Annotated in this window: 8 protein-coding genes; 6 read left to right on the forward strand and 2 right to left on the reverse strand. The window is 70.2% G+C overall.

The window, feature by feature from the left end; all coding sequences use genetic code 11:
* The 6 genes from I71_RS34085 to I71_RS34110 all read left to right on the forward strand — a co-directional run.
* Positions 1–1,320 (forward strand): glycosyltransferase family 2 protein (locus I71_RS34085; protein WP_042704735.1); only part of this gene is annotated, 1,320 nt, incomplete at its 5' end.
* Positions 1,321–1,334: 14 nt separating this feature from the next.
* Positions 1,335–3,992: a cellulose biosynthesis cyclic di-GMP-binding regulatory protein BcsB gene (locus tag I71_RS34090; protein WP_244434226.1), complete on the forward strand. Its 2,658-nt coding sequence runs from the start codon at positions 1,335–1,337 to the stop codon at positions 3,990–3,992.
* Positions 3,989–5,053, forward strand: a complete 1,065-nt coding sequence (locus tag I71_RS34095; RefSeq protein WP_042704739.1) for a glycosyl hydrolase family 8 — start codon at positions 3,989–3,991, stop codon at positions 5,051–5,053. Before I71_RS34090 ends, I71_RS34095 begins: the two co-directional genes overlap by 4 nt.
* Positions 5,050–6,885 carry a hypothetical protein gene (locus I71_RS34100; protein ID WP_042704741.1) on the forward strand — a complete coding sequence of 612 codons (1,836 nt, stop codon included), beginning with the start codon at positions 5,050–5,052 and terminating at the stop codon, positions 6,883–6,885. The genes I71_RS34095 and I71_RS34100 overlap by 4 nt, the downstream gene beginning before the upstream one ends.
* Before the next feature lie 10 nt (positions 6,886–6,895).
* Positions 6,896–7,609 (forward strand): cellulose biosynthesis protein BcsN, encoded by a 714-nt coding sequence (bcsN, locus tag I71_RS34105; RefSeq protein WP_244434227.1) that lies wholly within the window; start codon positions 6,896–6,898, stop codon positions 7,607–7,609.
* A 79-nt stretch (positions 7,610–7,688) separates the two neighbouring features.
* Complete coding sequence (locus I71_RS34110; protein WP_042704745.1) at positions 7,689–9,365, forward strand: tetratricopeptide repeat protein; 1,677 nt, start codon at positions 7,689–7,691, stop codon at positions 9,363–9,365.
* 7 nt (positions 9,366–9,372) lie between these two features.
* Here I71_RS34110 and I71_RS34115 read toward each other — a convergent pair whose 3' ends face one another.
* Positions 9,373–12,861 carry an indolepyruvate ferredoxin oxidoreductase family protein gene (locus tag I71_RS34115; protein ID WP_244434228.1) on the reverse strand — a complete coding sequence of 1,163 codons (3,489 nt, stop codon included), beginning with the start codon at positions 12,859–12,861 and terminating at the stop codon, positions 9,373–9,375.
* A gap of 172 nt (positions 12,862–13,033) precedes the next feature.
* Positions 13,034–14,509, reverse strand: a 1,476-nt coding sequence (locus tag I71_RS34120) for a GMC family oxidoreductase (protein WP_042704747.1), incomplete at its 5' end; no start/stop codon positions are given.

The following is a 14,509-nucleotide window of genomic DNA, read 5'->3' on the forward strand; positions in this document are numbered from 1 at the left end:
ATGTTCTATTACTCGATCCAGCCCGGACTGGATCGCTGGAACGGCTCCTTCTTCTGCGGGTCGGCGGCCATTCTGCGCCGCGCAGCCCTGGAGGAGGTCGGCGGCTTCAGCGGCGACACGGTGACGGAGGATTGCGAAACCGCGCTGGAGCTGCATTCGCGCGGCTGGCGCAGCGTCTATCTGCCGCGCCCGCTGATCGCCGGGCTGCAGCCGGAGACCTTCGACAGCTTCATCGCCCAGCGGTCGCGCTGGACCCAGGGCATGATCCAGCTGTTCCTGCTGAAGAATCCGCTGTTCAAGCGCGGGCTGACCATCGCCCAGCGCCTCTGCTACCTCAGCACCATGATGTACTGGTTCTTCTGGTTCTGGCGGCCGATCTTCCTGCTGTCGCCGCTGTGCTATGCCCTGTTCGGGCTGGAGATCTACCGCATCAACCTGCCGGACTTCGCCTGCTTCGTCATCCCGCACGTCTTCGCCGCCGCCTTCCTGTCGCAGTTCCTGCATGGGCGGATGCGTTGGCCGCTGTTCTCGGAGCTGTACGAGTATCTGCAGTCCTTCCACGTCTCGCGCGCGGCGCTGGCGACGATGCTGCGGCCGCGCGACCCGGTGTTCAAGGTGACCGCCAAGGGCCAGTCGGTGGACGAGGACGGCTTCTCGCCGCTCGCCACCCCCTTCATCCTCACCACCCTGCTGCTGGCGGCCGGGCTGGGGATGTGCGCCTGGCGCTATTCCATGTTTCCGGAACACCGCGCCGCCATCCTCCCGGTGGCGGTGTGGTGTTCCCTGAGCTTCCTGCTGGCGCTGGGCGGCCTCGCCGTCGTCTATGAGCGCAAGCGCGTTCGCCGGCAGGAACGCTTCACCGTCGACCGCCCGGCGGTGCTGAAGTTCGAGGACGGCACCAGCATCGACCTGACGGTCGTCGACGTGTCGGCCGGCGGCGTCGGGTTGCTGGCCGATCCGCAATGGCGCGACCTGTTGAGTGAACCCGGCCAGACGCCGGTGCTGACCATCGCCGCGACGGAGACGGAGGCGGCGACCACCACGGGCGTCCGGTTCCACCGCATCGAGATGCGCAACGGCGAACTGGCGGTCGGTGCCGGCTTCGCCCCGCGCCACCGTCAGGACATCGTGGAGATGGCGCGTTTCGTCTTCGGCAACAGCGTCGGCTGGGACATCTTCCTCGACCGCAAGCGGGTGGCGGCCCCGACCTTCTTCGGCGGCCTGCTGTTCTTCGCCACGCGGGTGGTGCCGCGGCTGGGGCATGTGCTCCTGGCTCTGCCGGGCGCGCTGCGCCGCATCCTGACCTTCCAGGCTCCATAACGGCGATGGCGGGCATGGGCACCTTTTCCGGCAGCAGCCGGCTGCTGCGAATGCCGCTGGCTCTGCTGGCGCTGCTGTCCCTGTGGATCGGCTGTGCGGCGCCGGCGCTGGCCGCCGACCGGCGCGTGATCCCGCTGTCGAACCTGCGGGAAGGCCCGCCGGAGGTCACGCTGCATGGCGAGACCGAGACGGTGGCGCTGCGCGCCGTCCTGCCGCCGGTGATCGGGCTGACCAGTGCGGTGCTGGCGCTGACCTACGAGAACGGCATCGACATCCTGCCCGAAAAGGGGGCGATGTCGGTCTTCATCAACGGCTCGCCGGTGGCCGACCTGCCGCTGTCCGCTTTCCGGGGGCCGGTCAATGCCTCCATCACCCTGCCGAGCACTCTGCTCCGCCCGGGCGAGAACCAGATCGTCTTCCAGACCAACGCCCAGCACCGTGCCATCTGCACGGTGCGTGGCACCTACGATCTGTGGGCGCGGGTGAACCTTGCCGCCTCCTCCCTGACGCTGCTGTCGGATGGCGGGGTGCCGGAGCCGGACCTCGCGATGATGCGCCAGCTTCTGGCATCCGCCGACCGGGCGCGGGAACCGCTGGCGATCCTGCATCCAGGCGGCGAGATCGATGCCGATCTGCTTGGCTGGGGCTCGATGGTGGCGCAGTCCTATGGCCTGCTGCTGGGCGACCAGACTCCACGGGTGGTGGCGGTGTCGGCGAAGCCCACCGCCAATCCCCAGGGGGGAGCACCGGGAAGCGGCCCGGGCAGTCTGGCGGGCAGCCCCGCGGCCGTTCCTGCGCCGACCTTGGAGAGTCTCTCCCTGCCGGGCGGCAAGAACATCCTGATCGGCACCCGAGACCGCATCGCCCCCCTGCTGGGCGAGGCGCGCGCCGCCGCGATCGCCGGCCCGTTCCTGGCCGTCTATCCCCTGCCCGCCGGCAAGGGGGCGAACACGGATGCGAACACGGGCGCGGAGGGGAGAGGCCCTGGCGGGGGCTTCGTCGCCGTCGCGTCCGGCCGGACGCAGCAGGAGGTCGATCAGGCGGTCATGCGGTTTGCCGACCTGAGCCGGCCGCTGCCGACGCAAAGCATGATGATCGTCACCGACGCCCGGATCCCGGCCGCCCCGCCGGCCCCGCCGGTGCAGGAGGAGGGGCGCTACCACCTGTCGGAGCTGGGCTTCCAGACGGTTCAGCACAGCGGCTACCGCTACACCGGGCGAATCGGCCTGACCTTGCCGGCCGGCTTCGCGCCGGTCAGCGACCGCTCCATCCTGTTTCACATCAATGCGGTCTTCGAGGGCAATCTTGGCCCCGGTGCGGTCCTGAACGTCCGGGTGAATGGCAAGTCGGCGGGCGCCATGGAGGTCGACAAGCGGTCCAGCGGCGTCATCGACAATGGCGAGATGCCGCTGCCGATGGCGCTGTTCCGCCCCGGCCCCAACCAGATCGAGCTGGAGGCGGAGCTGCCGCCGGCCGGCGGCACCGATTGCGTTTTCGCGGTGCGTCGCCCCACCTTCACCCTGCTGGACAGCTCCAGCATCGAAATCCCCGGATTCGCCCGTCTGGTCACGCTGCCGAATCTCGGCGGCTTCGCCAACACGGCCTTTCCCTATGGCGGCACCGCCGGCGGGGAGGTGGCGCCGCCCTTCGACCTCGTGGTGGTCGGGCGCGATCCAGCCTGGTTCGGTGCGGCCTGGGGCCTGACGGCCAAGCTGGCGCAGCGGGCCGGTGACCTGCTGGCGGTGGTGCCTTACACCGGCTGGGACGGCATGCTGAACGACAATGCGTTGATTGTCGGTCCGGTCGCTGCACTGCCGCAGGCCGTTTTCGCCTCCGCACCGCTGCCGGCCGACCGTCTGGCCGGGCTGCTGGAGGCGGGGTCCCTGATCGCCCAGGCCAAGGCCCGCGGCGAGCCGATGACCGCCGCCGATCGTCGCGCCCTGGCCGACCGGCTGCGGCTGGGCTGGTCCGGCAACGCCGGCCGGCCGGGGCCGGCACGGCAGGGGACGATGCCGCAGGGCGTGGGGTCGCAGGGGGCGCTGCCGCAAGGTGGCGGGCCCCAGGGCATGGGACAGCCGATGGGATACGCCGGATCGGCGCTGGCGGCGGATGGCGGTGCGACGAACCGCTGGCAGCGGATGGCCGGCGATGCCAAGGATCCGGCCGCTGTCGGGCGCGGCTGGATTCCAGACTGGGCGCGGCGGGCGATGGCGTCGGCGGCGCGCTACATCAACCGCTGGGCGGTGGAGGAGGCGCCGGTCGATGTCGTGGCGCTGACCGAGAACGCCGACATGCTGCCGGAGGCGGCGCTGCTGCAATACCGAGCGCCGGGCACCGACCCGCTGACCTGGACGCTGCTGACCGCCGCGGATCCCCGCTCCATCGACCGCGCCATGCGCAGCCTGGGCGAGGCCGGCCTGTGGGACCGGCTGCGCGGCGGCGGGGCGCTGTGGAGCAGTGCGGCGCCCGCCGTCACCACGCTGGAAGCCTCGCGCCCCTACCAGATCATTCTCAATCCCTTTGACATCGGCAACCTGATCCTGATTCTGGCCCGCAACCTGTCGCAGCGGATCGAGCTTCTGTTCGCCCTGCTGCTGGGGACGGCGGTGGTGCTGACGGTCAGCATGCGCCTTCTGCTGAAGAGCGGTCATCAGGAGCGGAGCGGGTCATGACTCCCCCCATCGGATCATCACGGCGCGCGGTCCTGTTCGGAGCGGCTTCCTTCGGTCTCGCCGCGTCCTTGCCGGGCAGCCTGCGCGCGGCTCCCTTCGACGCGGCGGCATGGCGGCGCTACGCGGAGCGGTTCCTGCTGCCGGAAGGCCGCATCGTCGACACCGGCAACAAGGGCATCAGCCATTCCGAAGGGCAGGGGTATGGCATGCTGCTGGCGGTGGCGGGGGGGGACCGCGCCGCCTTCGACCGGCTGTGGGGCTGGACCCAGCGTGTGCTGATGGTGCGCGGCGACGGGCTGACCGCCTGGCGCTGGACGCCGGACGGCGGGGTCGCCGACCACAACAATGCGTCGGACGGCGACATGCTGATCGCCTGGGCGCTGTTGCGTGCCGCCGAGGCCTGGCAGGCGGAGGCCTACCGCACCGCCGCCATCGCCATCGTCAAGGCGCTGGCCGCCGGGCTGCTGGTGGAGCATGCCGGGCTGACCGTCCTGCTGCCGGGGCGCGATGGCTTCCGCAAGGGCGACACGCTGGTGCTCAACCCCAGCTACTGGATTTTCCCGGCAATCCGCGCCTTCGCCGCTCTGCCGGGGGGCGAGCGCTGGAGCAAGCTGGCGGAGTCCGGGCTGGTCCTGCTGTCGAAGGCGCGCTTCGGCAGCTTCCAACTGCCGCCGGACTGGATGACGCTGGACGCATCCGGGACGGTGGGCATCGCCGACGGCTTCAAGAAGCAATACGGCTACGACGCCGTGCGGGTGCCGCTCTATCTGGCGCTGGACGGTTACCGCGATCCCTATTATTTCCGTCCCTTCGCGACGTTGGCCACGCACTTCGGCGGCAAGGCGGTTCCCGCCACCGTTTCGCTGCCGGGCGGCACCACCACCCAGGTCGCGGCCTCGGTCGGCATGCTGGCGGTCTACCGCCTCGCCTGCCGGCTGGCCGGGATCGGCGGCGGCGACGCGGTGACGGTGCCGCCGCTGGCGCCGGACGAGGACTATTACTCCACCACCCTGACCCATTTTTCCGCGCTGGCCGCCCAAAGCCTGGGGATCGATCCGTGACCCGTCCTGTCCTGCTTCCGGTCCTTCTTCTCGCCGGCATCGCCGTGATCGGCGGCGGGAGCGATGTCCGGGCCCAGTCGAACGGCGGCGGCCGCGCCCTTGCCCCCGGCGTGAAGGTCGAGGTGGCGCCGGCCCCCGGCAGCGGCTCCTCCCCCGCCGCCGGCAAGGTCGACGAGACGGCACTGCGCTATTACGCCCGCATCGGCGACGGCGAAAGGCTGGAGGCGGAGATCGCCCGCCTGCGCGCGCTCGACCCCGGTTGGGAGCCGCCGAAGGATCTGTTCGCGCCGCAGCCGACCGCCGCCGGCGTCGACGAGACGCCGTTCTGGACCCTGCTGTCCGCCGGCAAGGTGGCGGAGGCGCGGGCCGCCATCGCCGAACAGCGGCGCAAGTCGCCGTCCTGGCAGCCGTCGGACAAGCTTCTGCAGGAACTCGACCTTGCCGAGAGCGCCGGGCGGATCCGCTCGGCCAGCGACACCAAGCGCTGGCAGGAGGTGATCGATGCCGCCGCCGCCCAGCCGGAGGCGGTGGCCTGCAACCGGCTGGACAATGCCTGGCGTCTGGCGGAGGCCTATGCCGAGCTGAAGCAGACCGACCGCGCCTTCGACGCCTACAAGACCATCGTCACCACCTGCCCCAAGGCCAAGGAGCGGCGCGACACCATCTTCAAGGCGTCGCGCTATCTCAGCCCGGAACGGCTGCGCGAGCTGTCGGCGCTGGGCGCCACCGCCAACCCGGCGACGGGGGAGGATTATTCCACCGTCCGCAGCGCCGAGGCGGAACTGGAGACCGGCCGCCTGCTGGAGCGGTTGGGGAACGCCAAGCCCGGCGCCCTGTCGGCCGCCGACCTGTCGCGCGTCCAGGGCATCGTCCGCGACAAGCAGGATGCCGACGGCGCCATCGCGCTCGGCTGGTATTTCCAGAAGCAGAAGAACTTCACCGAGGCGCAGAGCTGGTTCTCCCAGGCCAACGGCTGGGCGCCATCCGACAAGGCGGCGGAAGGGCTGGTGCTGGCCTACAACGGCATGGGGGACAAGGCGCAGGCCCGCGCCGCCGCCGCCCCGTGGAAGGGCAAGTCGAGCCGCATCGATCAGGCGCTGAAGGCGGTGGACCCGCCGCGCGGCCCCTCCGGCGGTGGACGCAGCGCACCGCAGGGGCCGAGCGAGCTTGACCAGGCGCTGGCCCGCCACGATTTCGCCGGCTGCATTGCCATCATCCGCAGCACCATCGCCAGAAGCGGCCCGACCGCCGCCCTGTTGCAGCAGCGCGGCTGGTGCCTGCTGGAGCTGAAACGCCCGTCGGAGGCCGAGGCCTCCTTCGCCGAGGCGCAGACCCTGGCTGCGCGCGAACCGGCCCCGAAGGCCGCCCCGGCGCCGGCCAAGGGCGGGGCATCGACAGGGGGAAAGGCGGGCGACCGCAGCCCCTCCGCCGCGGGCCTGCCGCAGACGGCGACTCCGGCGCAGGAGAACGCCTATGGTCAGGCGATTGCCCGGCTGGCGACCGGCGACGTCACCGGCCTGACCCGCGATCTGCCGCGCACCAACCTGACCCCGGCGCAGCGGGCGGAAATCCGCGCGTCCCTGATGGCGACGGAGGCGGGGCGGGCGTTGGAGGACAAGCGCTACCGCGATGTGCTGCGCCTGCTCGATGCCCGCAAGGAGCTGGAGCCGGAGCCGCGGAACCTCGGCATTCTGCGCGGCTGGGCGCTCTACAACCTGATGCGCTATGACGAAGCCTACGCCCAGTTCAAGTCCATCGACGACCGGCTGAGCACCGAGGACTCGCGCGAAGGCCTCACCACTGCCTGGAAGACGATTTACCATGAATGGTAAGGGATCCCCGATGCCCTGGTCGCCGATGCGCCAGATGCCGATGGCCGATAGTCGGATCTGCAGGACTCCGGGGCGGGCCATGCTATGGGCGGCACTGGTGGCGGCCACGCTGCTGACCTCCGGCTGCGCCGGTTGGGTCCGCGACAACCTGACCCAGTCGCCCACCCCCTGGCGCCGCATCCAGCCGGCCGCGCTGCCGGTGACCCTGCCGGAAAGCCGCGACTTCCCCATCGTCGCCGCCCGCATGCGCGACACCGGGGCGATCTACAAGACCTACACGGTGGCGCTGGGCAACCCGACCACCCTGCCGGGCGAGAACCGCCTGACGATCGACGTGCAGACGCTGCCGGACAGCCTGTTCGGCGCCCTGGTCCAGCCGCCGCGCGTCTTCCCGGTGCCGCTCTACACGATGGAAACGCTGACGGCGACGACCCGGCGCGAATTTCCGGACATGAAGATGAAGGTCGCCGACACCGCCCGCCGCAACCATTACGGCGACTACGACTACGTCACCGCCCAGGATGCGGTGAATAGCTGTGTCCTGGCGTGGCAGCTGATCACCGACCACAAGCGGATGCTGCCGGAGCGGATCGAGGCGGTGCGGCTGGAATACCGGGCCTGCGGCGTCGGATCCAACATCCGCGCCCTGTTGGCGCCGTTCGACAGCCTGACGCTGACCCTGCCGGAGACGATCCTGGAGGCGCAGGATCTGGATGGGATGTAGCCGGGCGGGCGGGACATCCGCCCGTCTTTGCTGTATTCAGGAGCCCGACTGCCGCCCCTGATTTCAGGATCCGCCCGCGATGACCACCGTATCCGAAGCCTTGCGCATGGCGGTCGGCCTGCACCAGGGCAACCATCTGGCCGAGGCGGCGGATATTTATCGGAAGATCATCCAGGCGGCGCCCGGCGTGGCCGATGCGTGGCATCTGCTGGGCGTTCTGCAGCACCAGTCCGGCGAATCCGCCGATGCGGTGCGGCTGATCGGCGAGGCGATCCGGCGGGATCCGCTCTGTGCCGCCTATCGCGACAATCTGGGATCGGCGTTGCGGGCGGTGAAGCAGGCGGAACGCGCCGCCCGTCAGCACCGGGCGGCGATGGCGATCGATCCCGCCTGGGTCAAGCCGTTCGGCAATCTGGCTGGCGCCCTGACCGACCTTGGCGACGGAGCCGCGGCGGCCGTGGCGCTGGGCCGGGCCTTGCGGCTGGCGCCGGATACCGACTCCTACCTGCTGCGGCTCGGCGACTGCCTCTATGCCCAGGATCGCACGGCGGAGGCGGAGGAGCGATACTGGCGCCTGGACGCGCTCCAGCCCGGCCGGCCCGACCTCCTGTTCCGGCTCGGCCTGTGCCGGCTGGCGGCCAGCCGCTTGATGGCCGCCACGCTCGCCACCGCCCGGAGTCTGGTGGACCGGGAGGCGCTGGGGGAGGCCATCGACGCCTTTGGCCGTGCCGCTGACGGGGGCCATGACGATGCTGGCAGGAACCTGTTCGGCACGGCGGTCGTGGCGATCCAGACCGGGGTGATGGCGGACGCGACGCTGGAGCGGGTCGCCGCCGCCGCCCGTTCCCGGCTGATGACGGAGCCGCGGGACAGCATGGCCCTGTCGGTGGTCTGCTACGGCCTGTACCGGCGCGGCCGGCTCGACCTTGCCCGCCGTTATTTCCGCAAATATGCCCGTCGCTGGACCGCGCAGGAAATCGCCGCCGATTTCGAGATGCTGTTGTGGTCGATGGTGCGCAGCGAGCCTGACTTCTTCGACCGTCTGGCCGCCGAGCCGCCGGCATGCTTCGCCCGCGCCGTCCGCCGCATGCCGGTCGCCCCCAAGGCCGACGGCCGGCCGATCCTGCTGGTCGGCTGCGACGGCGACTACTGGCGCCGCTTCGGCGCCGGCTTCCTCGAAAGCCGGAGCGAAACGGCGGCGTCCTGCGCCCTGCATGTCCATGTCGTCAACCCGCCGGACGACATCGAGGCGGAACTGATGAGGCTGGCGGGGGAGGGCGGCCTGCCGCTGTCCGTCTCCTTCGAGACCGTCGACCTCGGCGCGCTGCCGGAGCCGGTGCGGCTGACCTATTTCGCCTCCGCGCGTTTTGCCGTGACGCAGCAGCTTCTGCGCCAGGGGGCGGGGCCGGTGATCCAGGTCGATGTCGATGCGCTGCTGCTCGCCGACCCCGGCCTCGCCATGGCGGAGTGGCGGGATTGGGACGTGGCGGTGATGCAGGACCGGCGGGGCCGCGGCCCGACCCGTGATTTCCTGGCCGGATTCCTGGCCTTCAACCGGACCCCGGCCGCGCAGCGCTATCTGGACCTCGTCGTCGCCTATATCGGCCGGCATTTCGACGAGGGGCGGGCCTTCTGGGGGCTGGATCAGGCCGCGCCCTTCTGCACCCACGACCATCTGGTCCGCAGCGGCGAGGCGCCGGCCCTGATCCGCTTCGACTTCGAGGACTTTCCCTTCCTGCACTTCCTGGAGAAGTGAGGCCGCCTTACGCCGCCTGGGCCGATGGCTCGCGCATCTGCTGTTCCAACGCCCGCCAGCGCGGCTCGACCGCTTGGAGCGCGCGGTGCTTGACCGGTCCGAAACCGCGGATCTCCTGCGGCAAGGCGGCCAGCTCCACCGCGGTGGCGAGCCTGTCGGCCGACAGCCGCTCGGCGATCTCCGCCACGGTCGCCTCGTAGCGGGCGATCAGGGCACGCTCCCTCTTCCGTTCCGCCATATAGCCGAACGGGTCGAGCGCCGTGCCGCGCAGCCGTTTCATCGCCGCCAGCCCGCGGAACACCGGCAGGATCCAGGCGCCGAGCGCCATCTTGCGCGGCTCGCCGTAACCGTTGGTCTCACGCGACAGCAGAGGAGGGGCGAGGTGGAAGACCGGCTTCCAGTCACCCTCGAAGCGGTCCTCCAGGCTTTTGGCGAAGGCCGGGGCGCTGTGCAGCCGGGCGACCTCATATTCGTCCTTGTAGGCCATCAGCTTGAAGGCGCTGCGCGCCACCGCATCGGCCAGCGCGCTCGATCCGGGAGCGACGCGGGCCTCCGCCTGCCGCGCCCGCTCCACCAGCCTGCGGTAACGGTCGGCATAGGCGCTGTCCTGATAGTCGGCCAGGAAGGCCGCCCGCCGTTCGACGACGCCGGCGAGGTCGCTGGCCGGCGTTTCCTCCCCCGCTCCCAGGCTGGCCAGCAGGTCCGGCCGGTGCGCGGCGAGGCGGCCGAAGGCGAAGGCACGCAGGTTGGCGGCGACGCCGGTGCCGTTCAGCTCGATGGCGCGGGTCAACGCCTCCAGCCCGACCGGCAGCAGCCCCTTCTGGAAAGCGACACCCATCAGGAAGACATTGGCGAGGATGCTGTCGCCGAACAGGGCGGTGACCACCCGGTTGGCGTCCACCACCTCGACCCGCTCCGGCCCGGCGGCGCGGCGCAGGCTGCGCAGCAGCGATCCGGCATCGGGCAGCTTGGCTCTGTCGCGGGTGAAGGCGCCGGTGGGGGCGACATGGGCATTCGCCACCACCCGCGTCCGGCCCAGCCGCACCGTCTTCAGCGCGTCCGGCGAGGCCGCGACCACCGTGTCGCAGGCCAGCACCAGTTGCGCCTGTTTCGGATCGATCCGCGCCTGATTGAGCCGTGTCGCGTCGTTCGCCACCCGCAGATAGCTGTAGACCGCACCACCCTTCTGCGCGAAGCCCATGAAGTCCAGCACCGAGGACGCCTTGCCCTCCAGATGCGCCGCCATCGCCAGCACGGCGCCGATGGTGACGACGCCGGTGCCGCCGATGCCGACGATCAGGATCTCCGCCGGGTCGTCCGTCCCGGAAAAATACGGCAGCGGCAATGCCGACAGATCGTCGGCGAAGCGGGCGGCCACCCTGTCGGGGTTCGGCTTGCGCAAGGTGCCGCCGACCACCGAGACGAAGCTGGGGCAGAAGCCGTCGGCGCAGGAGAAGTCCTTGTTGCAGCTGGACTGGTCGATCTGCCGCTTTACCCCGAATTCGGTTTGCTTCGGCTGCACCGACAGGCAGTTCGACTTCCTTCCGCAATCGCCGCAGCCTTCGCAGACCAGATCGTTGATCACCATCCGCCGTGCCGGGTCGGCCATGGTGCCGCGCTTGCGCCGGCGCCGCTTCTCGGCCGCGCAGGTCTGCTCGTAGACGATGGCGGTAACGCCGGGGATCTCGCGCATCTCGCGCTGGACGGCGTCGAGGTCCTCGCGGTGATGCACGGTGGTGAAGGGGGCGAGGCCGGACCGGCTGTCGTGTTTCTCCGGAGCGTCGCTGACCACGGCGATGCGGGTGATGCCTTCCGCCGCCAGCTGGCGGGTGATGGCGTCGACGGAGATCGGGCCGTCCACCGGCTGGCCGCCGGTCATGGCGACGGCGTCGTTGAACAGGATCTTGTAGGTGATGTTGACCTTGGCGGCCACCGCCTGCCGGATCGCCAGCAGGCCGGAATGGAAATAGGTGCCCTCGCCCAGATTCTGGAAGATGTGCGGGCGCTTGCTGAACGGCGCCTGCCCGATCCAGCTGACGCCCTCGCCGCCCATCTGGCTGAGGCCCACCGTGTCGCGGTCCATCCAGGACGCCATGAAATGGCAGCCGATGCCGGCCATCGCCTTGCTGCCCTCCGGCACCCTGGTCGAGCTGTTGTGCGGGCAGCCGGAGCAGAAATAGGGCGTGCGCGGCAGGGCAGGGGCGGCCGGCGCCTCGCCCGGCAGCAGCTCGGCCAGCCGGCCCGAAAGATCGCGTTCCGGGAAGCGGTGGCGGATGCGCTCCACCAGCGCCCTGGCGACGATCCAGGGGCGAAGCTCACCGGTGGCGGGTAGCAGCGGCGCGCCGAACTCGTCGGTCTTGCCGACCACGGCGCGCGGCCGCTCGCCGGCCGGCAGGTGGAACAGCAGCTCCTTCAGCTGCCCTTCGACGACGGGGGCCTTCTCCTCGACCACCAGAATTTCCTCGGCCCCCCGCGCCGCGGTCAGGGCGAAGTCGGGTTCCAGCGGCCAGGACAGACCGATCTTGTGGACCGACAAGCCGATCTCCGCCGCCTCCACCGGGCCGATGCCCAGCAGGCGCAACGCCTCCATCAGGTCGAGATGGGCCTTGCCGGTGGTGACGATGCGCAGCCAGCCGCCCCCACCGGAGGTGCCGCCCAGGATGCTTCGGTCGATGCGGTTGATGCGGGCGAAGGCTTTTGCCGCCGCGACCTTGGCCGCCAGCCGCTCCTCGATGGCGAGGCTGGGCAGGTCAGGCCAGCGGTAATGCAAGCCCCCCGGCGGCGGATCGAACGGCACCGGCAGGAACCCGCGGTCCGGCGACGGCAGCCGGACGGTGGCCGAGCTTTCCACCGATTCAGAAATCGCCTTGAAGCCGACCCAGGCGCCGGAAAAGCGCGACAGGGCGTAGCCGTAGAGGCCAAAATCCAGATACTCGCGCACGCCCGACGGGTTCAGCACCGGCATCGACCAGGCGATCATCGCAAGGTCGCTCTGGTGTGGCATGCTGGAGGATACGCAGCCATGGTCGTCGCCCGCCACCGCCAGCACCCCGCCGCGCGGCGAGCTGCCATAGGCGTTGGCATGCTTCAACACGTCGCCGGAGCGGTCCACCCCAGGCCCCTTGCCGTACCACAGACCGAACACGCCATCGACGGTCGCTTCGCCCGAGGATTCGACCTGCTGGGTGCCCATGACGGCGGTGGCACCCAGATCCTCGTTCACGCCGGGGACGAAGGTGATGGCGTGGGCGTCCAGATGCCGGCCGGCCTGCCACAGCGCCTGATCCAGCCCGCCCAGCGGCGACCCGCGATAGCCGCTGACGAAGCCGGCGGTGTTCAAGCCTGCCCGCCGGTCGCTCTCGGCCTGGAGCAGCAGCAGACGGACCAGCGCCTGGGTGCCCGACAGATAGACCTGGCCTTCCGCCCGGCCGTACCGGTCGTCCAGGCAATAGCTCCGGTCGATCTCCGTCCGCCCCGCCCGCAGGCCCGTCGGCATGCCGTCCATCTCTCATCCCCTGGGATTTCCATCGTTGGAGACAAGTCTGCGCCTTTCGCAGGCAAATGGTTTTGCGGGTTGGCCGGGGATCGGGGCTGTTCGGAAAATCCCGTTGCTGATTGTTGGCTTTGTAAGCGAAATATTTGCGCGGTTCCGGTGCGTTCGGGCGGGATTACCCCCGCAGAGCTGCGAGCCGCTCCGCCCGCATCAGCGCGGCTCCGCGTTCGGCGATCATCACCGTCGGCGTGTTGGTGTTGCCGGAGGTCAGCGTCGGCATCACCGACGCGTCGATCACCCGCAGGCCGCGCAGGCCGCGCACCCGCATCTCCGGATCGGTGACGGCGGTGGCGTCGTCCTTGCCGCCCATCCGGCAGGTGCCGACGGGATGGAAGATGGTTGTGCCGATGTCGCCCGCCGCCCGCGCCAGTTCCTCCTCGGTCTGGAAGCTGGGACCGGGCTTGTATTCCTGCGGGTGGTAGGGGGCGAGCGCCGGTTGCGAGGCGATGCGGCGGGTCAGGGCCAGCGCCTTCGCCGCTTTCGCCCGGTCGGCCGGGTCGGACAGGTAGCAGGGGGCAATCGCCGGATTTTCGCGGTGATCGGCCGTGATGATGCGGGTCCAGCCGCGCGACGCCGGGCGCAGGTCGCAGACCCTGGCGGTGAAAGCCGGGAAGCCATGCAGCGGATCGCCGAACTTTTCCAGCGACAGCGGCTGTACGTGATATTCCGGTCGGGCCGTCTCAACCTGTGGCGATGACTTGGCAAAGACGCCGAGCTGGCTGGGCGCCATGTTCAGCGGACCCTTGCGGAACAGGGCGTATTCCAGCCCCATCATCGCCTTGCCGAGCAGGCTGCCGGCCCGCTTGTTCAGCGTGACGATGCCGTCGACCTTGTAGATCATCCGCAGCTGAAGATGGTCCTGCAGATTGGCGCCGACATCCGGCGCGTCCAGCACCACCGGAATCCCGAGTTTCTTCAGATGCTCCGCCGGACCGATGCCGGAGCGCTGGAGGATCGCCGGGCTGCCGATGGCTCCGGCTGCCAGCACCGTCTCGATCTTCGAGGTCGCCCGCGCCGGCTCGCCCTTGACGGTGAAGCGGATGCCGGTGGCGCGGCCGTCGGCGGTCTCCACCCGGTCGATTGCGGCATCGATGACGAGCTTCAGGTTGGGGCGGTCGAGGGCAGGGCGCAGGAAGGCCTTGGCGGCGCTCCAGCGGATGCCGCCCTTCTGGTTCACCTCGAAGCTGCCGACGCCGAGATTGTCGCCACGGTTGAAATCGTCGTTGCGCGGGATGCCGGCCTGTTGCGCCGCCTCGGCGAAGCGGTCGAGCAGGTCCCAGCGCAGCCGCTGCCGCTCCACCCGCCATTCGCCGCCGCTTCCGTGCATCTCGTCGGCGCCGCGCCAGTAATCCTCGCTGCCCTTGAAGACCGGCAGCACCTCCTTCCAGCTCCAGCGGCTGTCGCCGGTGATTGTGGCCCATTCGTCGTAATCGCGCGCCTGCCCGCGCATGGCGATCATGCCGTTGATCGATGAGCAGCCGCCCAGCACCTTGCCGCGGGCGTAATGGATGCTGCGGCCGTTCAGCCCCGGCTCGGCCTCGGTCTTGAAGCACCAGTCGGTGCGCGGGTTGCCGATGCAGAACAGATAGCC

Source organism: Azospirillum sp. B506 (assembly GCF_000333595.1).
Taxonomy (GTDB): Bacteria; Pseudomonadota; Alphaproteobacteria; order Azospirillales; family Azospirillaceae; genus Azospirillum.